This window comes from Aeromicrobium sp. CF4.19 (assembly GCF_051262555.1).
Classification (GTDB): domain Bacteria; phylum Actinomycetota; class Actinomycetes; order Propionibacteriales; family Nocardioidaceae; genus Aeromicrobium.
Genome location: NZ_JBIMEU010000002.1, coordinates 509,879 through 532,817 on the forward strand (window position 1 = coordinate 509,879; position 22,939 = coordinate 532,817).

The 22,939-nt window shown below is 70.4% G+C and carries 21 protein-coding genes; 10 read left to right on the plus strand and 11 right to left on the minus strand.

The features are described from left to right. The first annotated feature begins 35 nt into the window (after nt 1-35). Genes tal through pgl form a run of 5 tightly spaced genes read left to right on the plus strand, consistent with a single transcriptional unit; the run spans nt 36 to nt 5,857 of the window. A complete protein-coding gene (gene tal, locus ACHAAC_RS07110; protein WP_435715359.1) occupies nt 36-1,139 on the plus strand; it encodes a transaldolase in 1,104 nt (367 codons plus the stop codon). Continuing rightward, nucleotides 1,136-2,728 carry a glucose-6-phosphate isomerase gene (locus ACHAAC_RS07115; RefSeq protein WP_435715360.1) on the plus strand — a complete coding sequence of 531 codons (1,593 nt, stop codon included), beginning with the start codon at nt 1,136-1,138 and terminating at the stop codon, nt 2,726-2,728. Before tal ends, ACHAAC_RS07115 begins: the two co-directional genes overlap by 4 nt. Beyond that, the gene (gene zwf / locus ACHAAC_RS07120) at nt 2,725-4,248 is read left to right on the plus strand and encodes a glucose-6-phosphate dehydrogenase (RefSeq protein ID WP_435715361.1); all 1,524 of its coding nucleotides are present in this window, start codon (nt 2,725-2,727) and stop codon (nt 4,246-4,248) included. The genes ACHAAC_RS07115 and zwf overlap by 4 nt, the downstream gene beginning before the upstream one ends. Continuing rightward, nucleotides 4,248-5,150, plus strand: coding sequence for a glucose-6-phosphate dehydrogenase assembly protein OpcA (locus tag ACHAAC_RS07125; protein ID WP_435715362.1), 903 nt, complete (start codon nt 4,248-4,250; stop codon nt 5,148-5,150). The genes zwf and ACHAAC_RS07125 overlap by 1 nt, the downstream gene beginning before the upstream one ends. Then, nucleotides 5,147-5,857, plus strand: a complete 711-nt coding sequence (pgl, locus tag ACHAAC_RS07130) for a 6-phosphogluconolactonase (protein WP_435715363.1) — start codon at nt 5,147-5,149, stop codon at nt 5,855-5,857. The genes ACHAAC_RS07125 and pgl overlap by 4 nt, the downstream gene beginning before the upstream one ends. Here pgl and ACHAAC_RS07135 read toward each other — a convergent pair. The 9 genes from ACHAAC_RS07135 to uvrC form a co-directional block, all read right to left on the minus strand. Next, nucleotides 5,854-6,210, minus strand: a complete 357-nt coding sequence (locus ACHAAC_RS07135; protein ID WP_435715526.1) for an RNA polymerase-binding protein RbpA — start codon at nt 6,208-6,210, stop codon at nt 5,854-5,856. The two genes, pgl and ACHAAC_RS07135, sit on opposite strands and share 4 nt — an antisense overlap. Beyond that, nucleotides 6,207-6,443 carry a preprotein translocase subunit SecG gene (gene secG, locus ACHAAC_RS07140; protein ID WP_435715364.1) on the minus strand — a complete coding sequence of 79 codons (237 nt, stop codon included), beginning with the start codon at nt 6,441-6,443 and terminating at the stop codon, nt 6,207-6,209. The genes ACHAAC_RS07135 and secG overlap by 4 nt, the downstream gene beginning before the upstream one ends. 10 nt (nt 6,444-6,453) lie before the next feature. Further along, nucleotides 6,454-7,248 carry a triose-phosphate isomerase gene (gene tpiA / locus ACHAAC_RS07145; RefSeq protein ID WP_435715365.1) on the minus strand — a complete coding sequence of 265 codons (795 nt, stop codon included), beginning with the start codon at nt 7,246-7,248 and terminating at the stop codon, nt 6,454-6,456. Beyond that, nucleotides 7,245-8,498, minus strand: a complete 1,254-nt coding sequence (locus tag ACHAAC_RS07150; RefSeq protein WP_435715366.1) for a phosphoglycerate kinase — start codon at nt 8,496-8,498, stop codon at nt 7,245-7,247. The genes tpiA and ACHAAC_RS07150 overlap by 4 nt, the downstream gene beginning before the upstream one ends. Nucleotides 8,499-8,506: 8 nt before the next feature. Then, complete coding sequence (gene gap / locus ACHAAC_RS07155) at nt 8,507-9,514, minus strand: type I glyceraldehyde-3-phosphate dehydrogenase (RefSeq protein WP_435715367.1); 1,008 nt, start codon at nt 9,512-9,514, stop codon at nt 8,507-8,509. A gap of 104 nt (nt 9,515-9,618) precedes the next feature. Further along, on the minus strand, nt 9,619-10,602 hold the full coding sequence (gene whiA, locus ACHAAC_RS07160) for a DNA-binding protein WhiA (protein WP_435715368.1): 984 nt from the start codon (nt 10,600-10,602) through the stop codon (nt 9,619-9,621). A gap of 35 nt (nt 10,603-10,637) precedes the next feature. Beyond that, a complete protein-coding gene (locus ACHAAC_RS07165; RefSeq protein WP_435715369.1) occupies nt 10,638-11,582 on the minus strand; it encodes a gluconeogenesis factor YvcK family protein in 945 nt (314 codons plus the stop codon). After that, on the minus strand, nt 11,579-12,439 hold the full coding sequence (gene rapZ, locus ACHAAC_RS07170; protein ID WP_435715370.1) for an RNase adapter RapZ: 861 nt from the start codon (nt 12,437-12,439) through the stop codon (nt 11,579-11,581). The genes ACHAAC_RS07165 and rapZ overlap by 4 nt, the downstream gene beginning before the upstream one ends. Continuing rightward, complete coding sequence (uvrC, locus tag ACHAAC_RS07175) at nt 12,436-14,412, minus strand: excinuclease ABC subunit UvrC (protein ID WP_435715371.1); 1,977 nt, start codon at nt 14,410-14,412, stop codon at nt 12,436-12,438. Before uvrC ends, rapZ begins: the two co-directional genes overlap by 4 nt. 231 nt (nt 14,413-14,643) lie before the next feature. Here uvrC and ACHAAC_RS07180 point away from each other — a divergent pair, with 231 nt between their 5' ends. Beyond that, the gene (locus ACHAAC_RS07180) at nt 14,644-15,630 is read left to right on the plus strand and encodes a hypothetical protein (protein WP_435715372.1); all 987 of its coding nucleotides are present in this window, start codon (nt 14,644-14,646) and stop codon (nt 15,628-15,630) included. Nucleotides 15,631-15,738: 108 nt separating this feature from the next. Here ACHAAC_RS07180 and uvrA read toward each other — a convergent pair whose 3' ends face one another. After that, nucleotides 15,739-18,618, minus strand: coding sequence for an excinuclease ABC subunit UvrA (gene uvrA, locus ACHAAC_RS07185; protein WP_435715527.1), 2,880 nt, complete (start codon nt 18,616-18,618; stop codon nt 15,739-15,741). Nucleotides 18,619-18,750: 132 nt separating this feature from the next. Here uvrA and ACHAAC_RS07190 point away from each other — a divergent pair, with 132 nt between their 5' ends. Continuing rightward, complete coding sequence (locus tag ACHAAC_RS07190) at nt 18,751-19,404, plus strand: MBL fold metallo-hydrolase (protein WP_435715373.1); 654 nt, start codon at nt 18,751-18,753, stop codon at nt 19,402-19,404. A gap of 48 nt (nt 19,405-19,452) precedes the next feature. Further along, on the plus strand, nt 19,453-19,848 hold the full coding sequence (locus tag ACHAAC_RS07195; protein ID WP_435715374.1) for a hypothetical protein: 396 nt from the start codon (nt 19,453-19,455) through the stop codon (nt 19,846-19,848). Here the strand turns inward: ACHAAC_RS07195 and ACHAAC_RS07200 are convergent. Then, nucleotides 19,845-21,125: a cytochrome P450 gene (locus ACHAAC_RS07200; protein ID WP_435715375.1), complete on the minus strand. Its 1,281-nt coding sequence runs from the start codon at nt 21,123-21,125 to the stop codon at nt 19,845-19,847. The genes ACHAAC_RS07195 and ACHAAC_RS07200 overlap by 4 nt on opposite strands. Nucleotides 21,126-21,223: 98 nt before the next feature. On the opposite strand from ACHAAC_RS07200, the gene ACHAAC_RS07205 reads away from it, so the two are divergent. Together ACHAAC_RS07205 and ACHAAC_RS07210 are read left to right on the plus strand one after the other, a co-directional pair. Continuing rightward, the gene (locus ACHAAC_RS07205; protein ID WP_435715376.1) at nt 21,224-22,624 is read left to right on the plus strand and encodes an APC family permease; all 1,401 of its coding nucleotides are present in this window, start codon (nt 21,224-21,226) and stop codon (nt 22,622-22,624) included. Next, on the plus strand, nt 22,621-22,905 hold the full coding sequence (locus ACHAAC_RS07210; protein ID WP_435715377.1) for a putative quinol monooxygenase: 285 nt from the start codon (nt 22,621-22,623) through the stop codon (nt 22,903-22,905). The genes ACHAAC_RS07205 and ACHAAC_RS07210 overlap by 4 nt, the downstream gene beginning before the upstream one ends. Nucleotides 22,906-22,939: the final 34 nt, after the last annotated feature.

The following is a 22,939-nucleotide window of genomic DNA, read 5'->3' on the forward strand; positions in this document are numbered from 1 at the left end:
AGACGATCCACCACACCGAGCACGAGGAGAGCACCATGAACGATCGACTGAAGGCACTCCGCGACGCCGGGGTGTCCATCTGGCTCGACGACCTGTCCCGCGAGCGCATCGAGAGCGGCAACCTCGCTGACCTCGTCTCCGAGGGCGGGGTCGTCGGCGTCACCACGAACCCGACCATCTTCGCCGCTGCACTCTCGGAGGGAGAGCGCTACAGCGAGCAGGTGGCCGAGCTCAAGGCAGCCGGCGCCGACGTCGACACCGCGGTCTTCGAGATCACCACGACGGACGTCCAGCAGGCCTGCGACGTCCTCCGCCCGGCCTTCGACCGGACCGGCGGCGTCGACGGCCGGGTCTCGATCGAGGTCGACCCCGGCGCGGCCCGCGACACCGACCGCACCGTCGAGCTGGCCCAGAAGCTGTGGGCGCGCGTCGACCGACCGAACGTATTCATCAAGATCCCCGCCACGGAGGAGGGTCTGCCCGCCATCGCCGCGACCATCGCTCGCGGCGTCAGCGTCAACGTGACGCTGATCTTCTCCCTCGATCGTTACCGCAAGGTGATGGACGCCTACCTCTTCGGTCTGGAGCAGGCAGCAGCGGAAGACCGTGACCTGTCGACCATCCACTCGGTGGCGTCGTTCTTCATCAGCCGGGTGGACGCCGAGGTCGACAAGCGGCTCGGCGAGGGCCACTCCCTGCGCGGCGAGGCCGCCATCGCCAACGCACGACTGGCCTACGAGGCCTACGAGAAGGTCTTCGGCGGCGAGCGGTTCGCCGCGCTGAAGGCCAAGGGAGCCAACCGCCAGCGCCCGCTCTGGGCGTCCACCGGCGTCAAGGACCCGGCCTACGCCGACACCCTCTACGTCACCGAGCTCGTGGCCCCGAACACCGTCAACACGATGCCGGAGAAGACGCTGCAGGCCTTCGCCGACCACGCCGAGGTACCTGCCGACGGCGCCGGATGGGACACCGTGAGTGGCACGTACGACGAGGCACGCACAGTGATCGCCGCGCTGGAGAAGGAGGGGATCTCCTACGACGAGGTCGTCCTGGCGCTGGAGAACGAGGGCCTGGAGAAGTTCGATGCCTCGTGGGCCGAGCTGCTGCAGACCGTCACCGACGAGCTCGCCAAGGCATGAGCGAGGTGGCTGTCGAGGTCGAGCTCTCCCCGACCGCTGCCGAAGCGGCGGCCGACGCGCTGGCGGCGGTCGTCACGGACCGGGTGGCCTCCCGGCTCTTCGCCCAGGACCCCACGCTCTGGGGTGAGGACGCGCAGGACGAGGCCGGCAAGCGGCTGGGCTGGACGGACCTCGCCACGGACTCACGCCCCCTGGTCGCCGAGATCGAGCAGCTCCGGGCCGACCTCGCCGGCCGCGGGCTCGACCACGTCGTCCTGTGCGGCATGGGCGGGTCGTCCCTGGCTCCCGAGGTCATCTGCCGCGCTGCCGATGTCGAGCTCACGGTGCTGGACTCCTCGCAGCCGGACATGGTGCGTGCCGCGATCGCCGACCGGCTCGAGCGCAGCGTCGTCGTGGTCTCGAGCAAGTCCGGCGGGACCGTGGAGACCGACAGCCAGCGCCGTGCGTACGAGCAGGCCCTCCGCGATGCCGGGCTCGATCCCGAGGACCATCTTGTGGTGGTGACCGACCCGGGCTCGCCACTCGATGAGGAGGCCACGGCGGCCGGCTACCACGTCTTCCACGCCGACCCGGGCGTCGGCGGCCGCTACTCGGCCCTCACGGCGTTCGGACTGGTCCCGAGCGGCCTGGCCGGGGCGCCCATCGGTCGTCTGCTGGACGAGGCGGCCGGCCAGCAGGCCGCCCTGGCGGACGACTCCCCCGACAACCCGGCCCTGCGGCTCGGGGTGGCCGCCGGCGTTGCCGCGGTGGCCGGCATCGACAAGCTCGTCCTCGACGACCACACGGGCTGGGGACTGGGCGACTGGATCGAGCAGCTCGTGGCGGAGTCCACCGGCAAGATCGGCCGGGGCATCCTCCCGGTGGTGGTGCCGGCATCGGACGCCGTCAATGCCTCCCCCTCCACCGCCGACTCCCTGCTCGTGGCCATCGGAACGACGCTAGCCCCGCAGGCAGAGTCCGGCCGGAGCGCGGCACTGGACGGATCCCTCGGAGCCCAGATGCTGCTGTGGGAGGCCGCCGTGACGATCGCCGGGCGCGAGATCGGCATCAACCCCTTCGACCAGCCCGACGTCGAGAGTGCCAAGCAGGCTGCCCGCGACAAGCTCGGCGACGCCGGCCGTGCCGAGGACCCCGACGTCGTCGCCGAGGGCATCGCCGCCCACGGCACCCGGGCCGAGACCCTGGAGGACGCCGTCGACCAGCTGATCGGCGCAGTGGACCCCGATCACGGCTACATCGCGGTGCAGGCCTACCTGGACCGGGTCGGCGAGAGCCCGTACGCGGAGCTGCGCGAGCTGCTGGCGCGTCGGACCGGCCGCCCGGTGACCTTCGGCTGGGGGCCGCGATTCCTGCACTCCACCGGCCAGTACCACAAGGGTGGCCCCTCGACCGGCGTCTTCCTGCAGATCACGTGCGACCCCCGCGAGGACCTGCCGGTCCCGGGCCGGAAGTTCACCTTCGGTGAGTTCATCGCCTCCCAGGCTGCCGGCGACGCCGACGTCCTGCGCGGGCACGGACGGCCGGTCCTGCGGCTGCACCTGAGCGACGTCGACGCCGCCCTGGCACGGCTGCGCGAGCTGGTGTCGTGAGCCGGGCCGCCAACCCGCTGCGCGACCCGCGCGATCGTCGGCTGCCGCGCATCGCCGGTCCGTGCAGCATCGTGCTGTTCGGGGTGACCGGGGACCTCGCCCGCAAGAAGCTCATCCCGGCGATCTACGACCTCGCGAACCGTGGGCTGCTCCCGCCGGGGTTCGGACTCGTCGGGTTCGCCCGGCAGGACATCCCCGCCGATGAGTTCCCCGAGCTGATCCGCGAGGCCGCGAAGGCCGGGGCCCGGACCCCGTGGCGGGACACCGTCTGGAACCAGCTGGCCGCCGGCGTCCGGTTCGTGCCCGGTGAGTTCGACGACGACGCCGCGTGGGAGCGGCTCGCCGCCACGATGCAGGAGCTGGACGAGCAGCAGGGCACCGGCGGCAACCACGCCTTCTACCTGTCCATCCCCCCGGCCCAGTTCCCCGTCGTCGTGCAGCAGATCGAGCGACACGGACTGGCCGAGGAGGACACGGGCTGGCGCCGCGTCGTCATCGAGAAGCCCTTCGGCCACGACCTCGCCTCGGCCCGCGAGCTCAACACCGCCGTCGCGGCGGTCTTCGAGCGGCACAACGTCTTTCGGATCGATCACTACCTGGGCAAGGAGACGGTGCAGAACATCCTCGCGTTCCGCTTCGCGAACCAGATGTTCGAGCCGGTCTGGAACAGCCACTACGTCGATCACGTCCAGATCACCATGGCCGAGGACATCGGCATCGGCACCCGTGCCGGCTACTACGACGGGATCGGGGCGGCGCGCGACGTCATCCAGAACCACCTGCTGCAGCTCATGGCGCTCGTCGCGATGGAGGAGCCGGTCTCCTTCAACGCCGAGAGCCTGCGGATCGAGAAGCAGAAGATCCTCGCCAACGCACGTCCCGCCCCCCGCCTGGACGCTCACACGGCACGAGGCCAGTACGTCGCCGGCTGGGCCGGGGGCGAGCTGGTGCGGGGCTACCTGGAGGAGGACGGCATCCCCACCGACTCCACGACGGAGACGTTCGCCGCCGTCCGCATCGACGTGGCCACGCGGCGCTGGGCCGGCGTGCCCTTCTACCTGCGGGCAGGAAAGCGGCTGGGACGGCGCGTCACCGAGGTCGCCGTCGTGTTCAAGCGGGCTCCCCACCAGCCGTTCAGCAAGAACGACGTCGAGGAGCTGGGCCAGAACGCCATCGTCATGCGCATCCAGCCCGACGAGGGCGTCACGCTGCGCATCGGTGGCAAGGTGCCCGGGACGGCGATGGAGATCCGCGACGTGCTGATGGACTTCGCCTACGGCGGGGCGTTCGTGGAGAACAGCCCGGAGGCGTACGAACGCCTGATCCTGGACGTCCTGCTGGGCGAGCCGCCGCTGTTCCCCCAGCACGAGGAGGTCGAGCTCGCCTGGCAGATCCTCGACCCCGTCATCGACTACTGGGCCAAGCAGCGCACGATCGACACCTACACCTCCGGCACCTGGGGCCCGACGTCGGCCGACGCGATGCTGGCCCGAGACCACCGGACCTGGCGGAGGCCCTGATGCGCATCTCGTTGGAGGACACCACGTCGTCGGAGGTCGCCAAGGCGATGGTCCGCGCCCGCGTGGGCGCGGGCTCCCCCGCGATGGACATGGTGCTCACCCTGCTCGTCGTCACCGACGACGAGGCCGTGGGTGACGCGCTGCGCACCGCGGGGGTCCTGTCCCGCGAGCACCCCTCGCGGATCATCGGCATCGTCCTCGGCGACGGACGCGGATCCCCCCGTCTCAACGCCACGGTCCGCGTCGGCGAGGACACCGCCGGCGAGTCCATCCTGCTGCGGCTCTCCGGGCCGCTGACCAAGCACGCCGAGTCGGTGCTGCTGCCCCTGCTCCTGCCGGACTCCCCCGTCGTCGTGTGGTGGCCGGGCAAGCCGCCGACCAACCCCTCCGAGGACCCCATCGGCCGGCTGGCCAAGCGTCGACTCACCGATGCCGAGGCGAGCGACTCCCCGGTGCGCACCCTCAAGGCCACCGGTCGCAACTACGCCCCCGGCGACACCGACCTGTCCTGGACCCGCCTGACGCCGTGGCGGGCCCTCCTGGCGGCTGCCCTGGACCAGGCGACGCACGGTGTCACCGGCGGGCTGGTCGAGGCCGGGTCGGGCAACCCCGCCGCCCGGCTGCTGGCGGCCTGGCTCGAGGACCGCCTCGAGGTCCCCATCGTGCAACGGCGCGGCGCGACGGAGCAGATCTCGCTCGTCGAGCTGCACACGACGGCCGGGGACGTGCGCATCGAGCGGCTCGGCGACACCTCCTGCGCATTCAGCGTCCCGGGCGCGGCGCCTCGCGAGGTCCCACTGGGCGCCCGGTCACTCGCCGAGCTGCTGGCAGAGGACCTGCGGCGGCTCGACGCCGACGACATCTACTCAGCGGCTCTCACCCACCTGCTGGAGGACACATGAGCGAGGTCCTGCACCACGACTCCCCCGAGGCGCTCGCCGAGGGCATCGCCCGTCGCCTCGTCGAGCGCGTCGTCCGGATCCAGTCCGAGGGACGGCGGCCACGCATCGTGCTGACGGGCGGCAGCATCGCCATGGCCGCCTACCAGCGCCTCGAGCCCGACGACGCGGACTGGCAGGACGTCGAGCTGTGGTTCGGTGACGAGCGGTACGTCCCCGCCGGCCAAGCCGATCGCAACGACCAGCAGGCCCGCGACGCCTTCCTGGACCGTCTGGAGGTCCCGCGGGCCCACGTGCACTCCATGCCTGCTCACGGGTGTGACGACTCACTCGCCGAGGCCGCGGAGTCCTACGCCACGATCCTGCCGGCAGAACCATTCGATCTCGTGCTGCTCGGCGTGGGCCCGGACGGCCACGTGGCCTCGCTGTTCCCCGGCTTCGCACAGCTGCACGAGACGGGACGCGCCTGTGTGGAGGTCTTCGGCTCCCCCAAGCCTCCCGCGGAGCGGATCAGCCTGACGTTCCCGGCCCTCAACCGCACGCACGCCACGTGGTTCCTCGTCTCCGGCGCAGGCAAGGCGGACGCCGTGGCGCGGGCGCTCGCCGAGGCCGGCAGCGTGGACGAGACCCCTGCTCGGGGCGCCCGGGGCATGCAGGAGACGCTCTGGCTGCTCGACGACGACGCCGCCTCGCAGCTCCGCGACACCTAGAAGATGACCTCGCCGGACTTGCGCTTGGAGCGCAGCATCTCCAGCGCCTCGGTGAGGATGTCCGCCGCCTCGTCCTCCGAGCGGCGTTCCTTCACGTAGGCGAGGTGCGTCTTGTACGGCGCGATGCGTGGGGCCGTGGGGCGGTTGTCCGCGTCCTGGCTGGTCGGCATCCCGCAGCGGGGGCAGTCCCAGGACTCCGGCACGTCGGCCTCGACGGAGAAGTTGAGCTCGGTCTCGTGGTCGTTGACGCAGAAGAACGTGACGGTCTGGCGCGGGGCGGCCTCACCGCGCTCCGCCTCGCCCATGGGGCCCGATCCGATGCGGCTGCCCCGGATGGCTCCGGCGGCCATCAGGCGCTCACCTTCATCAGCAGGCCGAGCGCGATGACGCTGATGGCCCAGACGATGGCCACGCCGACCGTGATGCGGTCGAGGTTGCGCTCAGCGACCGAGGAGCCCCCGAGCGAGCTGGAGACGCCGCCACCGAACATGTCGGACAGACCGCCGCCGCGGCCCTTGTGCATCAGGATCAGCACGATCATGAGCAGGCTGGCGAGCGTCAGGATGACGGAGAAGAAGATGATCACGGGCTTCCTTTCACACCGAGAGGTTCGGCATGTCGTAGAACCGGGCGATGGCGGCGAACTCGTCCGCCTGGAGGCTCGCACCGCCGACGAGGGCGCCGTCCACGTCGGACTTGCCCATGATCGCCGCGATGTTCGCCGCCTTGACTGACCCTCCGTAGAGGATACGCACTGCCTGTGCCGCGTCGGACGAGAAGGTCTCCCCGATGCTCGTGCGGATGGCCGCACAGACCTCCTGGGCGTCCTCGGGCGTCGCGACCTCACCGGTGCCGATCGCCCACACCGGCTCGTACGCGACCACCAGTCCGCCCACCTGCTCCGGCGTCAGACCGGCGAGCGAGCCGGCGACCTGCTCGATCGTGTGGGCCACGTGCTCGCCGGCCTGACGGACCTCCAGGCCCTCGCCGACGCACACGATGGGCGTCATCTCCGCCGCCAGGGTCTTGGCGGCCTTGGTGCTGACGACCGCGTCGGTCTCGCTGTGGTGCTCGCGACGCTCGGAGTGCCCGACGACGACGTAGGAGCAGCCCAGCTTGGCGAGCATGGCGGCGCTGACGTCACCGGTGTAGGCGCCACCGTCGTGCTCGGAGACGTCCTGCGCCCCGTACCGGATGCTCAGCCGGTCGCCGTCGACGAGGGTCTGCACGCTGCGGATGTCGGTGAACGGCGGGATGACGACGACCTCGGCCCGGGCCGGGTCGTGCTTCTTGTCCTGCAGGGTCCACGCCAGCTTCTGGACCAGGACCACCGCCTCCTGGTGGTTCAGGTTGGACTTCCAGTTGCCCGCCATCAGCGGTGTACGACTCATGTGTGGTCCCCTTCGAGGATGGACAGCCCCGGGAGCGTCTTGCCCTCGAGGTACTCCAGGCTGGCCCCGCCGCCGGTGGAGATGTGGCCGAAGGCGTCGTCGTCGAAGCCGAGCGTGCGCACCGCGGCGGCCGAGTCCCCGCCGCCGACCACCGAGAGGCCCTGCCCGTTCTTGGCCACCTCGGTGAGGGCCTGGGCGACGACCTTCGTCCCGGCCGCGAACGCCTCGTACTCGAAGACGCCCATGGGGCCGTTCCAGAAGACCGTGCGTGCGGCGCGGATGACCTCGGCGAACCGCTGGGCCGACTCCGGTCCGATGTCCAGGCCCATCTGGTCCTCGGGGATGGCCTGGGCCGAGACGGTGGTGGCCGGAGCGTCGGCCGAGAACTCCGGGGCCACGACGATGTCGGTGGGCAGCACGAGCTCGACACCCTTGGCGGCCGCACGATCGATGTAGCCCTTGGCCACCTCGACCTGGTCCTCCTCCAGCAGCGACGTGCCGACGGGGTGACCCTGGGCCTTGAGGAACGTGAAGACCATGCCGCCACCGATGAGCAGGCTGTCGGCCCGGTCGATCAGGTGGTCGATGACTCCGAGCTTGTCGGAGACCTTGGACCCGCCCAGCACGACCACGTAGGGCCGCTGCGGTGTCTCGGTCAGCCGTTCGAGCACCTCGACCTCGGCCTGCACGAGCCCACCGACCACGGCCGGCAGCCGGGTGGCCACGTCGTAGACGCTGGCCTGCTTGCGGTGCACCACGCCGAACCCGTCGGAGACGAACACGTCGGCGAGAGCGGCCAGCTGGTCCGCGAACGCACCTCGCTCGGCGTCGTCCTTGCTGGTCTCGCCCGCGTTGAACCGCACGTTCTCCAACACGGCGACCTGGCCGTCCTGCAGGGCGGACGCGATCCGCGAGGCCTCGTCGCCCACGGTGTCGCCGGCGAACAGCACCGGGGTGCCCAGGAGCTCCCCGAGCCGCTCGGCGACCGGCTTGAGCGTGTACGCCGGGTCCGGGACCCCCTTGGGACGACCGAGGTGGGCCACCACGAGCACGCGGGCGCCCGCCCCGACCAGACGTTCGATGGTGGGCACGCTCGCGCGCACACGGCCGTCGTCGGTGATCACAGGGCCGGATGATGCGGCTGCCGCCGCGGGCGCATCGAGCGGGACGTTCAGGTCGCTGCGCACGAGCACGCGCTGACCGCTCAGGTCTCCCCCGAGCTCGGCCAGCAGCGTGTCGATGGTCTTCACGAGGGTGCTCAGAGCGAGGCGCCGACGTGCTCGACCAGGTCGACGAGCCGGTTGGAGTAGCCCCACTCGTTGTCGTACCAGCCGACGACCTTGACCTGGTCGCCGATCACCTTGGTGAGGCCGGAGTCGAAGATGCACGACGCTGGGTCGGTCACGATGTCGGTGGAGACGATGGGGTCCTCGGTGTAGACGAGGTAGCCGGCGAGCGCACCGCTGGCCGCAGCGTCCTTGACGACCTGGTTGACCTCCTCGACCGACGTCTCGCGGGACGCGGTGAAGGTCAGGTCGGTGGCGGAACCGGTGGGCACCGGCACGCGCAGCGCGTAGCCGTCGAGCTTGCCCTTGAGCTCGGGGAGCACGAGGCTCACGGCCTTGGCGGCGCCCGTGGAGGTGGGCACGATGTTGAGGGCGGCAGCGCGCGCACGGCGCAGATCCGAGTGCGGGGCGTCCTGCAGGTTCTGGTCCTGCGTGTACGCGTGGATCGTGGTCATCAGGCCCCGCTCGATGCCGAGGGCGTCGTTGAGCGCCTTGGCCATCGGCGCGAGGCAGTTGGTGGTGCACGAGGCGTTGGAGATGACGGTGTGCTGCGCCCCGTCGTACAGGTCGTGGTTCACGCCCATGACGATCGTGATGTCCTCGTTCTTGGCGGGCGCGGAGATGATCACCTTCTTGGCACCACCGTCGACGTGTGCCTTGGCCTTCGTCGCGTCGGTGAAGAAGCCGGTGGACTCCACGACGACGTCGACGCCGACCGAGGCCCAGTCGAGCTGGGCGGGGTCGCGCTCGGCGAAGGCGGCGATCTTCTGCTCGCCCACCGTGATCGACGTGTCGTCGAAGGTGACGTCGGCGTCCAGTCGCCCGAGGATCGAGTCGTACTTCAGCAGCGTCGCGAGCGTCTTGTTGTCCGTCAGGTCGTTGACGGCGACGATCTCGATGTCGGATCCCGCGGCACGAGCTGCCCGGAAGAAGTTGCGGCCGATACGGCCAAAGCCATTGATGCCCACGCGAACGGTCACGGCGACGTGCTCCTGGAGGTCGAGGATGTGTCGGGCCCCAGTCTATCGACCGACGGCCGCGGTGACTGCGGCGGTCGCCGGGTCGCCGTCGGGCGGGAAGGCTCTCAGTCCTCGGGAAGCAGCTCGTCGGTGATGCTGGCCTCGGTGTCCGGGACGCCGAGGTCCTCCGCCTTCTTGTCCGCCATCGCGAGCAGTCGCCTGATCCGGCCGGCGATCGCGTCCTTGGTCAGGGGCGGCTCGTGCAGCTGCCCGAGCTCCTCCAGGCTGGACTGACGGTGCGTCACCCGCAGATCGCCCGCCATCTTCAGGTGATCCGGGACGTCCTCACCCAGGATCTCCAGCGCCCGCTCCGCCCTCGCGCCGGCGGCCACGGCGGCCCTGGCCGACCTCCGCAGGTTGGCATCGTCGAAGTTGGCCAGTCGGTTGGCGGTGGCCCGGACCTCCCGACGCATCCTCCGCTCCTCCCAGGCGAGCAGCGACTCGTGGGCGCCGAGCCGGGTCAGCAAGGCGCCGATGGCCTCGCCGTCGCGGATGACGACGCGATCGCCGCCACGGACCTCACGGGCCTTGGCGGCGATGCCGAGCCGGCGTGCGGCGCCGACCAGGGCGAGCGCAGCCTCGGGACCGGGGCAGCTGACCTCCAGCGCAGAGGATCGACCGGGCTCGGTGAGCGAGCCGTGCGCCAGGAACGTCCCTCGCCAGGCGGCGACGGAGTCGCAGGACGAGCCCGACACGACCTGCGGCGGCAGCCCACGGACCGGACGTCCGCCGGAGTCGATGAGACCGGTCTGGCGCGCCAGTGCCTCCCCGTCCTTGGCCACCCGCACGACGTAGTGCGTCCCCTTGCGCAGGTTGGTCCCCTGCACGACCAGGACCTCGCTGTCATGGCCGTACACCTCGGCGATGTCCTTGCGCAGCCGCCGAGCAGCTGCGCCCGTGTCGAGCTCGGCCTCGACGACAATGGATCCGGCGACGATGTGCAGCCCGCCGGCGAACCGCAGTATCGAGGAGACCTCTGCCTTGCGGCAGCACGCCTTGGACACCGTCGTGCTCGCGAGCTCTGACTTCACCTGTGCCGTCATGGCCATGCGTACGTTCCTCCGAGTCCCCGAGTCGATCAGCGTCACTCTATGCCCGGACGCAAGAACCCGGAGAGGGCCTGGGCCAGTCGGGGCGGATCGTGCTGGTCGGCCGCGGACTCGCGGGCCAGGTCGCCCACCACGAGGTCGGCCCCCAGGGCGCGGGCGGCCGAGCGCAGCACCCCGGCGTCGTCGACCAACGAACGGTCGGCGACCACCGTGTCCAACCACAGGTCAGGGGCGTGCGCGGACAGCACCTCCAGGTGGTCGGTGGGCGAGAGCCCCTCCGTCTCACCGGGTTGCTCCTGCAGGTTCAGGACCAGGGCACGTCGGGCCGTGGTCTGGACCAGGGCGTCGCGCAGGTCCGGGACGAGCAGCGTGGGCATGACGCTGGTGAACCACGAGCCCGGGCCGACGACGACCCAGTCGGCCTCGCGCACGGCCTGCACCGCCTCCGGGCATGCCGGCGGGTCGTGCGGGTCCAGACGCACGCTGACCACCTGGCCCTGGACCTCCGCGACCTGCACCTGGCCACGGACGACGCTGAGCCGGTCGGGCTCGGCGTCGAGGTGGACCTCGGCCTCGATGTCCAGCGGGACGGCCGACATCGGCAGCACCCGCCCTCGGGCACCCAGCAGCCGACCGACCAGGTCCAGGCCACCGACGGTGTCTCCGAGGATGTCCCAGATGCCGGCGATCAGCAGGTTGCCGACCGCGTGGTCGTGCAGGGGCCCCCCACCACTGAAGCGGTGCTGCAGGACGTCGGCCCAGCGGCGCCCCCACTCGTCGTCGCCGCAGAGGGCGGAGAGCGCCATCCGCAGGTCCCCCGGGGGCAACACCCCCAGCTCGGTGCGCAGGCGGCCGGAGGACCCGCCGTTGTCGGCCACGGTGACGATGCCGGTCAGCTCGGTCTCCAGGAGCCGCAGGGCGGACAGGCTGGCCGCCAGGCCGTGCCCCCCGCCCAGCGCCACGACCTTGGTGTGGCTCACTCTCGTCCCAGGTCGCGGTGGACGACGAGCGTCCTGACGTCGTGGGACCGCAGGCGCTCGGCGAAGGCCTCCGACATCGCGACGCTGCGGTGCCGACCGCCGGTGCACCCGATGGCGATGGTCAGGAAGCGCTTGTCCTCGTGCAGGAAGCCTCCCGTGAGCAGGTCCACAAGGTTCTCGTAGGCGTCCAGGAACTCCACGGCACGCGGCTGCGCACGCACGTAGTCGCGGACCGGTGCGTCCAGCCCGCTCATCGGCCGCAGCTCGGGGACCCAGTGCGGATTCGGCAGGAAGCGCATGTCGGCGACCATGTCGGCGTCGATCGGGAGGCCGTACTTGAACCCGAAGGACATCACCGATGCACGCAGGCCGTCCTCGGGCTCCTCGAACGCCGAACGCATCCGTTGCGCCAGCTGGTGGATGTTGAGCCGGCTGGTGTCCACGACGAGGTCGGCGCGACCGCGCAGCTGGCGAAGCAGCTCGCGCTCGCGCTCGAACCCGTCGAGCAGGCGTCCCTCGAGGCTGAGGGGGTGCGGGCGTCGCGCCGCCTCCTGGCGCCGCACCAGGACGTCGTCGGACGCCTCGAGGTAGAGGATCTTCGCGCGATGGCCCCGCTCGCGCAGGCCCTCCAGGGCGTCGAGGAGCCCGCCGAAGAAGGTTCCCGAGCGGGAGTCGACCACGACGGCGAGCCGATCGACCTCACCGCCCTGCTCCACCGTCGTCACGGCGGCCTCGAGCAGGGAGGCCGGGAGATTGTCGATGACGTAGTAGCCCAGCTTCTCCAACGCCTTGGCCGCCGTGCCGCGACCGGCGCCAGTCATGCCCGTGACCAGGACGAACGCCGAAAGCTGGCTCATTGATCCTCCACGATCTCTCCGGTGGCCGTGTCGACCGTCGGGCCTGCCCGGTCGGCCGCGAGTGCGGTCAGGATGGATTCTGCCGTAGCCAGCCCGATGCCCGGAACCTCGGCGACCTGCTCGGGGCTGGCGGCCCGGATCTTCTTGACCGAGCCGAAGTGCTTCATGAGGGCCTTCCGACGGGTGGGCCCCAGGCCGGCCACGTCGTCCAGCGCACTGCCGGTCATGGCCTTGGCCCGGCGCTGGCGGTGGTGGGCGATGGCGAAGCGGTGCGCCTCGTCGCGCACCCGCTGCAGCAGGTACAGGCCCTCGCTCGTGCGCGGCATGATGACCGGGTCCTCGTCGTGCGGCACCCAGACCTCCTCCAGGCGCTTGGCGAGGCCGCAGAGCGCCACGTCCGTGATTCCCAGCCGCTCCATGGCGGCCTGGGCGGCGGCGACCTGCGGCGGTGCCCCGTCCACGACCACCAGCGAGGGTGCGTAGGCGAACTTGCGAGGACGCCCCGTCTCGGGATCGATCGCCGGGCCCGGCTCCGCCCCGGACTCCCCCCGCGCCTCGGCCTCGGCCTGCTCCTCGGCACGTGCCCGGATCAGACGCTGGAACCGCCGGGTGATGACCTCGTCCATGGCGGCGACGTCGCTCTGGCCGTCGTGGCGGATCGTGAAGCGCCGGTACTCGCTCTTGCGTGGCAGCCCGTCCTCGAAGACCACCATCGAGGCGACGATCTCGGTGCCCTGCAGGTTGGAGACGTCGTAGCACTCGATCCGTAGCGGGACCTGGGGCAGGTCGAGGGTCTCGTGGAGCTCCTCGAGCGCCTGGCTGCGGGCCGTGAGGTCGCCGGCGCGCTTGAGCTTGTGCCGGGCCATGGACTGCTTGGCGTTCTGCTCCACGGTCTCCAGCAGCCGGCGCTTGTCACCGCGCTGGGGCACCCGGATGGTGACCGGTCCGCCCCTGAGCTCGGCGAGCAGCTCGGTGACGACCGCGACGTCGGTGGGCAGCTCAGGGACCAGGACCTGGCGGGGCACCGCCTCGGCGGAGGACTCCTCGTACAACGTCACGAGCGCCCGCTGGACGAGCTCGCCGAAGGCGGCGTCGTCGGCCTTGTCGGCCACCCAGCCGCGCTGGCCCCGGATGCGGCCGCCGCGCACGGCGAAGATCTGCACCGCGACCTCCAGGGGGTCGTCGACGAAGCCGAAGACGTCGGCGTCGGTGCCGTCGCCGAGGACCACGGTCTGCTTCTCCAGGACCCGGCGCAGGGCGCCGAGGTCGTCGCGGAGCTTGGCGGCGAGCTCGTACTCCTGGGCGACGGAGGCCTGCTGCATGCGTTGCTCGATGGAGCGTGTGAACCCGGCCGTGCTGCCCGCCATGAAGGACATGAAGTCATCGACGATCTCGCGGTGCTCCTCCGGCGTCACCCGACCGACGCAGGGGGCGGCGCACTTGCCGATGTCGCCGAGCAGGCAGGGGCGGCCGATCGCGGCGGCGCGCCGGTAGACGCCGGCCGAGCACGAGCGCATCGGGAAGACCCGAAGGAGGGTGTCGACGGTGTCGCGGATGGCCCAGGCGTGGCCGTAGGGGCCGAAGTAGCGCACGCCCTTGCGCTGGGAGCCGCGCATCACCTGCACGCGTGGCACTTCCTCACCGACGGTGACGGCCAGCCACGGATAGCTCTTGTCGTCGCGGTACTTGACGTTGAACCGCGGATCGAACTCCTTGATCCAGGTGTACTCGAGCTGGAGTGCCTCCACCTCGGTGTCGACGACGGTCCAGTCGACCGAGGCGGCGCTGGTGACCATGCGGGCCGTGCGCTCGTGCAACCCCGCGATGTCCTGGAAGTACGAGCCCAGGCGGGAGCGCAGCGACTTGGCCTTGCCGACGTAGATGACCCGGCCCTGCTCGTCGCGGAACCGATACACCCCCGGCGCCGCCGGGATCTCCCCCGGCCTCGGCCGGTACGTCGCTGGGTCCACCACGCCCCCACCCTACGATCGCCCTCCGACACCCCGGTCCCCTGATTCCCATGTCGACATGGGAACCAGCACAGCGTCACGGTTTCCCATCAGCTGCACGGGTTGTTTCCCGTGCACGTGCGAGAAAACCGTGCAGGAGGTGGCCATCCACAGGCGTCGGGCCTGCGTCGGCGCGATGCACAGGGGACACGATCCACGGTGTCGTCGTGCTCGGCGTCGGCCGAGGATCGGAGCATGCACTCAGACATGGAGGCGTTGGCCGAGGCCAACGGGGGCTACCTGCACCGGGGCGACATCCTCGACCTTGGTGGTACCGATGCGATGATCCGATCCGCCCTGGTCTCGGGTGAGCTGACTCGGCTCCGGGTGGGCACCTTCGCCTACACGGACGTGGTGTCCACGCTCACCCCGGAAAAGCGCCACGTCGTCCTCGCCCGATCCGTCGTGGACAAGTTCGAGTCGGGATCGGTGGCACTGTCCCACCACAGTGCCGCAGCGGTGCACGGCCTCGGCCTGTACGACGTGGACCTGTCCATCGTCCATCTCGTGCGCCTGGATCCGGGAGCGGGCCGACACGAGTCCGGTGTCCATCACCACCGCTGGACACCGAGCGTGGACGCCGTCCAGGTCGACGACGGGCGGCTCGCCGTCCGGCCGGACCTGGCGACGTGGCAGGTCGCCTGCGCGACGAGCCAGAGGGGCGCTCTCGTGGTGATGGACTCCGGACTGCACTCCGGGCTCGTCCTCCCCGAGCAGCTCGAGGACACTGCCGGGCGGTTCCACGGGTGGACGGGCTCACGCGGCGCGCGCGTGATGGTGCGCCTTGCCGACGCCGGGGCCGAGACACCGGGTGAGTCGCTCACCCGCTTCACCTGCTGGGAGTGCCACCTTCCGCGGCCGACGACCCAGATCGAGATCATTCGTGCGGATGGCACCTGGGCGGCCCGGGGGGACCTGGGATGGTGGGAGTACCGCCACGTCGACGAGTTCGACGGGTTCCGGAAGTACCTGCGCGACCTGCGTCCCGGGGAGCATCCCAGCGACGTCGTCGTCCGGGAGAAGCGACGCGAGGACGAGATCCGGGCTCAGCTGTTCGGGGTCTCGCGCACGGTGTGGGCCGACGTCCAGCCCGATCGGTCCCGGGCCACGGGGATGCGGTTGATGCACTGCATCGAGGAGTCGAACCGGTTGTACAACCGCGGTCGCCGTCACCTCGCCTGACGTCGAACGGGTGCATGGCTTTCTTGCGTCTGCTCGGGAAGCAACCCGTGCAGACGCAAGAAAGCCATTACCGTGTGCGGATTCCCATGTCGACATGGGAATCAGGAGTCACGTGAGGAGGGGAGCCAGGAAGCGACCGGTGTGGCTGGCCTTGGTCTTGGCGATGTCCTCGGGGGTGCCCTCGGCGATGAGTCGGCCGCCACCGTTGCCGCCCTCGGGACCCATGTCCAGGACCCAGTCGGCCGTCTTGATGACGTCGAGGTTGTGCTCGATGACGATGACGGTGTTCCCCGCGTCGACGAGTCGGCCCAGGACGCCCAGGAGCTTGCGGATGTCCTCGAAGTGCAGGCCGGTCGTCGGCTCGTCCAGGACGTACAGGGCGCGCCCCGACGTGCGCTTCTGCAGCTCCGCCGAGAGCTTGACGCGCTGCGCCTCGCCGCCGGAGAGGGTCGTGGCCGGCTGGCCCAGCCGGACGTAGCCGAGCCCGACCTCGACGAGCGTCCGCAGGTGCCGGGCGATGACCGGGATGGCCTCGAAGAACTCCACGGCCTCCTCGATCGCCATGTCGAGGACCTCGGCGATCGTCTTGCCCTTGTAGTGCACCTCGAGCGTCTCGCGGTTGTACCGCGCGCCGTGGCAGACCTCGCACGGGACGTAGACGTCGGGCAGGAAGTTCATCTCGATCTTGATCGTCCCGTCGCCGGAGCACGCCTCGCAGCGACCGCCCTTGACGTTGAAGGAGAAACGGCCCTGCTGGTAGCCGCGCATCTTGGCCTCGGGCGTCTGCGCGAACAGCTTGCGCACGTGGTCGAAGACCCCGGTGTACGTGGCCGGGTTGGACCGCGGGGTCCGTCCGATGGGCGACTGGTCGACGTGGATGACCTTGTCGATGTTCTCCACGCCTGTGATGGTGCGGTGCCGCCCGGGGATGGTGCGCGAGCTGTAGATCTGGCGAGCCAGGGACGTGTAGAGGATGTCGTTGACCAACGTGGACTTGCCCGAGCCCGAGACCCCCGTGACGGCCACGAACTGACCGAGCGGGAACGTGACGTCGACGTCGTGCAGGTTGTTCTCCCGCGCCCCCAGCACCGAGATCTCGCGCGCGGGGTCACGCGGCCGTCGGACCTCGGGCAGGGGGATCTTTTCGCGGCCGGAGAGGTAGCGGCCGGTCAGGGACTCCTCGGAGGCGAGCAGGTCCTCGACGGGCCCGGCGACGATGACCTGGCCGCCGTGCTCGCCGGCGCCCGGACCGATGTCCACGGCCCAGTCGGCGGCCCGGATGGTGTCCTCGTCGTGCTCGACCACGATCAGGGTGTTGCCCAGGTCGCGCAGTCGCTCCAGGGTGTCGATGAGGCGGTGGTTGTCGCGCTGGTGCAAGCCGATGGACGGCTCGTCCAGGACGTACAGCACGCCCACGAGACCGGCGCCGATCTGGGTGGCGAGCCGGATCCGCTGGGCCTCGCCCCCGGACAGCGACCCGGCCGCACGATCGAGGCTGAGGTAGTCCAGGCCGACGTCGAGCAGGAAGCGCAGCCGTTCGTGGATCTCCTTGAGCACGCGCTCACCGATCTGCCGCTCACGATCGGTCATGTCCAGCTCGGCGAGGAAGTCGGCCGCCTCGGCGATGGAGAGGGCGGCCACCTCCGCGATGTTCTTCGGGCCCATCGTCGGGCTCTCGATGAGCACCGCCCGGATGACCGGCTTCAGCCGCGTGCCGTCGCACTCGCCGCACGGCACCTCGCGCATGAAGCCCTCGAGCCGCTCGCGGTTCGTCTCGGACTCGGTGTCGGCGTGCCGTCGCTCGATGAAGGCGATGGCGCCCTCGAAGGCCGTGTAGTACGACCGTTGGCGGCCGTACCGGTTCTTGTAGCGGACGTGGACCTTGTCCGGGTGGCCGTGCATCAGGATCTTCTGCACGTCCGGGCTCAGGTCCTCGTACGGCGTGGCCGTGGAGAAGCCGAGCTCCTCGGCCAAGGACTGCGTGATCCGCAGGAAGTACTCCGAGACCTGGTTGTGGCTCCACGGGGCGATCGCTCCGCTGTCGATGGAGGCCGACGGGTCAGGGACGACGAGCTCGGGGTCGACCTCCATCCGCGTGCCCAGTCCGTGGCACTGCGGGCAGGCTCCGAAGGGTGCGTTGAAGGAGAACGAGCGCGGCTCCAGCTCGTCGACCGCCAAGGGGTGGTCGTTGGGGCAGGCGAGCTTCTCGGAGAATCGCCGGACCCGGCCCTCGTCGTCCTCGTCGAGGTCGACGAAGTCCGTCAGCAGGAGCCCGTCGGCCAGCGCCAGCGCGGTCTCCACGGACTCGGTGAGCCGCTGCTGCATCGACTCCTTGACCTGCAGCCGGTCCACGACGACCTCGATCGTGTGCTTCTTCTGCTTGGCCAGCTTGGGCGGCTCGTCCGCGAGGTTGTGGACCTCGCCGTCGACGATCGTGCGGCTGAAGCCCTGCTGCTGCAGCTGGCGGAAGAGCTCGGTGTACTCGCCCTTGCGGCCCCGGATGACCGGGGCGAGCACCTGGAACCGGCTGCCCTCGGGCATCGCGAGGATCCGGTCGACGATCTGCTGCGGCGTCTGCCGGGTGATCGGCTCACCGCACTCGGGGCAGTGCGCCCGCCCGGCCCGCGCGTAGAGCAGACGCAGGTAGTCATAGACCTCGGTGATGGTGCCGACGGTCGAGCGCGGGTTGCGCGACGTCGACTTCTGGTCGATCGAGACCGCCGGCGAGAGCCCCTCGATGAAGTCGACGTCAGGCTTGTCCATCTGGCCCAGGAACTGGCGGGCGTAGGCCGAGAGCGACTCGACGTAGCGACGTTGGCCCTCGGCGAAGATGGTGTCGAAGGCGAGGGACGACTTGCCCGAGCCCGACAGGCCCGTGAAGACGATGAGGGAGTCCCGCGGGAGGTCGAGCGAGACGTCCTTGAGGTTGTGCTCACGAGCACCGCGCACGACGATCGTGTCGGTGCTTCCCTGGCCGGAGGGACGCATGGCGCGCTTGGTCACGAAGCTCCTGTCGGATGCTGGCATCTTGGTCGAGGCGGTGGGCCCTCCGAGCCTAGCGCCGCCCACCGACACAAGCGTCTCGAGCGGACGTGAGACCCGTCGCCCTAGGATCGCGACATGACGTACACCGGAGAGGTCACGGTCGGCGGTCCCGCCGACGTCCAGGACGCGGGTGACCTGCAGGTCACCAAGATCGCCGTCGGTCCGATGAACAACAACGCCTACCTGCTGCGGTGCACCCTCACCGGGGAGCAGGTGCTCGTCGACGCCGCCGACGGCGCGGACACGCTGCTGGGGCTGGTCGGCGACGACGGCCTCGCGCGCATCGTGACGACGCACCGGCACGGCGACCACTGGCAGGCTCTCGCCGCCGTTGTCGAGGCCACCGGAGCCGAGACCGTCGCGGGCGAGCTGGACGCCGACGAGCTGCCGGTCCCGGTCGACGTGCGGGTCGAGGACGGCGCCAGGGTCAGGGTCGGCTCGTGCGAGCTGGAGGTCCTCCACCTGGCCGGTCACACCCCGGGCTCGATCGCGCTCGCGTACGACGACCCCGACGGGATCGTGCACCTGCTCACCGGCGACTCCCTGTTCCCCGGCGGCGTGGGCAAGACGCAGTCCCCGGAGGACTTCCGCACGTTGCTCGACGACGTCCGGTCCAAGGTGTTCGACCGCTTCCCCGACGACACCCACGTCTACCCCGGGCACGGTGACGACACCACTCTCGGCACGGAGCGTCCACAGCTGCCGCAGTGGCGTGAGCGGGGCTGGTGACCCGATCGTCGGGATGCCGCGCACCCGGATCGCTCCTACGCTCATCGGGTGAGGCCACTTGCTCCCGTCGTCGCCGCCGGCGCCCTGCTCGCCGGCTGCGGGCTGCTCGGTGACGACGAGCAGGGCGCCGAGGACGCCGGTCTGGAGACCTGTCGGCTCGTCACGGCCGGCATCGACGCGTTCAACCGCAACGACGTCCTCATGACGGTGGAGCGCTTCGACGAGGCACTGGACCCCGCGCGCGAGTTCGACCGGCTCAGCGGGACCGACGAGGCGGCGGACCTGCTGGAGGCGGTCGAGTACTACGCCGCACTGCCGGCCGGGGACTACCGCGAGGCGTTCGAGGGCTCACCGGACTTCAAGCGTCACCAGGAGACGACCCTCGGCCAGTGCACCGAGCCGGGCCAGCCCATCCAGCGTCCCGACGAGGAGCAGCAGGCCTAGAACGTGACGGGCAGCTCGTCGAGGCCGTGCACGAACGAGAGCCGGCGAAAGCTGAGCTCCTGTGCCGGCACGGCCACGGCCAGGTCCGGCAGGCGTCGGAACAGGGCGGGGAGCACGATGCGCAGCTCCATCCGGGCGAGCTCGGCCCCGATGCAGCGATGGATGCCGTGCCCGAAGGCCAGGTGCGCGCTCGCGGGGACGCGGAAGGGGTCGAACTCCTCGGCCCGCTCCCCCGCTGCCTGCGGATCACGGTTGGCACCGCTCAAGGAGGGGATGAGGACGTCGCCCTTCCGGATCCGCCGGCCGCCGACCTGCATGTCCTGCTTCGCGAACCGTGGAAAGGCCACCTGGACGACCGAGAGGTAGCGCAACAGCTCCTCGACGACCCGCTCGACGTCACCGCGCTCGCCGTGTCGGACGACATCCGCGTGCTTCTCGTCGCGCAGCAGGACCATGGTGCCGAGCGAGATCATCCCGGCGGTGGTCTCGAAGCCTCCGGTGAAGACACCGTCGGCGAGCCCGGCGAGGTCGACGTCGCTGATCGCGTCGCCCTCCTCACGGATGATCTGGCCGATGAGACCGGGCCCCGGCTGCCGACGTTGCCGGGCCACGGCGTCGAAGAGGAACTCGCGCTGGGCCGAGACGGCTCCGAACGCCGCGGCCGCGCCGTTGGTCGCGTCGAAGCGGGCGCTGCCGAGCCCGGCGAACTCCTGCTGGTCGGCGTAGTCCAGCCCGAGCAGCGCGCAGATGGTGCGGAACGGCACCGGGAACGCGACCTGCGAGGCGAGGTCGGCCGGAGAGCCGGACGCCACCATCTCGTCGAGGGCCTCCTGCACGATCCGTTCGATCACCGGCTCCAGGCGGGTGAGCCGACGCATCGTGAACTCCGGCGTGATGATCTTGCGCAGCCGAGTGTGCAGCGGCGGGTCCGTGAAACCCAGGCCTCCGATGTCGTCGGAGGTGGCCGGGCCGTCACCGTGGAAGAGGTGTCGGATGTCGTTGGAGTAGCTCGAGCGGTCGGTCAGGACGCCGCGGGCGTCGTCGTGGCCGGGGACGAGCCAGACGTCGAAGTCGAAGGGCAGCGGGAGGCGATGCAGACCACCGGACTCGCGGGCGAGGCCGAGGGCAGGAACGGGGTCGGGGCCCACCCGCTGCAGCGGCATCTTGGCACGTTCGGGCACGAAGGCGAGCCGCGAGAGGTCGATGCCCTTGCGACGGATGCGACGGACGACGAGCCGCGTGGCGACGGATCGCACACGCGAGCGGAGCTGCTGCACGAGACGACCGTACCCAAGTGCTTGCGCGGATCGCTCACCCGGAGCAAGGTGTTCCCACCGCATGCGTCACAACGACGCTCGTCGAGGGGAGTGCGCGCGTGAGCACAGCATCATCTGAGAAGCCGACCGAGCTGCGCAGGGTGATGGGGCCCAGGCTCCTGCTGCTCTTCATCGTCGGGGACATCCTCGGGACGGGCGTCTACGCGCTGACCGGTCAGGTGGCGGCAGAGGTCGGCGGTGCAGCCTGGCTGCCGTTCCTGGTGGCGTTCGCGGTGGCGACGCTGACGGCCTTCTCCTACCTCGAGCTGGTCACCAAGTACCCGCAGGCCGCAGGCGCGGCGCTCTACGTGCACAAGGCCTTCGGCGTGCACTTCTTCACCTTCCTGGTCACCTTCGCCGTGATGTGCTCGGGCATCACCTCGGCCTCGACGGCGTCCCGGGCCTTCGCCTCCAACTTCGCGGCCGGCATCTCCTGGGAGGCCGGCAACACGCAGATCATGCTCGTGTCGCTGGGCTTCATGGCGCTCGTGATGGCCATCAACCTGCGCGGCGTGAGCGAGAGCGTCAAGGCCAACGTCGTCCTGACGCTCGTCGAGCTCTCCGGGCTGCTGCTCGTCATCATGGTGGGTCTGCTGGCCTTCGGCGGCGACACGGTCGACTTCTCGCGCGTCGTGGCCTTCGACACCCCGGACGACAAGAACGTCTTCCTGGCCATCACCACTGCCACCTCGCTCGCCTTCTTCGCGATGGTCGGGTTCGAGGACTCGGTCAACATGGCCGAGGAGACCCAGGACCCGACCCGGATCTTCCCCAAGATCATGCTCACCGGCCTGGGCATCACCGCCGTCATCTACGTGCTGATCTCGATCTGTGCGGTGGCCCTCGTGCCCGTCGGCGAGCTGGCCGACAGCGACACCCCCCTCGTCCTCGTGGTCGAGGCCGGCGCGCCCAACCTGCCGATCGACACGATCCTGCCCTTCATCTCGATGTTCGCCGTGGCCAACTCCGCACTCATCAACATGATGATGGCCAGCCGGCTCATCTACGGCATGGCCCGACAGGGCGTCCTGCCCGAGCAGCTCGGCAGGGTCGGACGTACGCGGACACCGTCGGCGGCCATCCTGTTCACTACCGTCCTCGCCTTCGCCCTCATCACCTACGTGTCCTACGCCAGCGAGGACGCCGTCGCGGTGCTCGGCGGCACGACCGCCCTGCTGCTGCTCGGGGTCTTCGGCGTCGTCAACGTCGCGGTCCTGGTGCTGCGCAAGGACTCCGTGGACCACGAGCACTTCCGGACCCGTGCCTGGATCGCCGTCATCGGGGCGGTCGCCTGCCTCTACCTCGTGACCCCGATGTCCGGGCGGCCGGCCGAGCAGTACGAGATCGCGGGGATCCTGCTCGCGCTGGGGCTGGTCCTGTCCGTGCCGGTGTACATCGCACGTCGCCGCCAGGGCGAGCACGTCGAGCTCACCGACATCGAGGACGGACCACAGGAGTGATCATCGTCGCCGGCTCGCTCCGGGTGGCCCCGGGCGAGCGACAGGCCTTCCTCGACGGTTGCCTCGGCGCGATCGAGGCGGCTCGCTCCGCGGACGGCTGCATGACCTTCACGCTGGGACCGGATCCGTTGGACGACGCGACGGTGACGGTCTACGAGCGGTGGCAGGACGAGGCCTCGCTCCTGGCCTTCCGAGGAGCAGGCCCGGACGACGACCAGCAGGTGGCGGTCCTCGGGGCCGACGTCCGCCGCTTCGAGGTCAGCGACGTCGGACCGGCCTAGAGGGCATCCTCCGGACCGGCCCGACGCGCCGCCT

Coding starts and splice junctions, on each gene's coding strand:
- pgl (WP_435715363.1), top strand. CDS start 5,147: ATGAGCGAGGTCCTGCACCACGACTCCCCCGAGGCGCTCGCCGAGGGC.
- ACHAAC_RS07115 (WP_435715360.1), top strand. CDS start 1,136: ATGAGCGAGGTGGCTGTCGAGGTCGAGCTCTCCCCGACCGCTGCCGAA.
- ACHAAC_RS07125 (WP_435715362.1), top strand. CDS start 4,248: ATGCGCATCTCGTTGGAGGACACCACGTCGTCGGAGGTCGCCAAGGCG.
- ACHAAC_RS07180 (WP_435715372.1), top strand. CDS start 14,644: ATGCACTCAGACATGGAGGCGTTGGCCGAGGCCAACGGGGGCTACCTG.
- whiA (WP_435715368.1), bottom strand. CDS start 10,602: ATGGCCATGACGGCACAGGTGAAGTCAGAGCTCGCGAGCACGACGGTG.
- rapZ (WP_435715370.1), bottom strand. CDS start 12,439: ATGAGCCAGCTTTCGGCGTTCGTCCTGGTCACGGGCATGACTGGCGCC.
- uvrA (WP_435715527.1), bottom strand. CDS start 18,618: ATGCGTCCCTCCGGCCAGGGAAGCACCGACACGATCGTCGTGCGCGGT.
- ACHAAC_RS07190 (WP_435715373.1), top strand. CDS start 18,751: ATGACGTACACCGGAGAGGTCACGGTCGGCGGTCCCGCCGACGTCCAG.
- tpiA (WP_435715365.1), bottom strand. CDS start 7,248: ATGAGTCGTACACCGCTGATGGCGGGCAACTGGAAGTCCAACCTGAAC.
- tal (WP_435715359.1), top strand. CDS start 36: ATGAACGATCGACTGAAGGCACTCCGCGACGCCGGGGTGTCCATCTGG.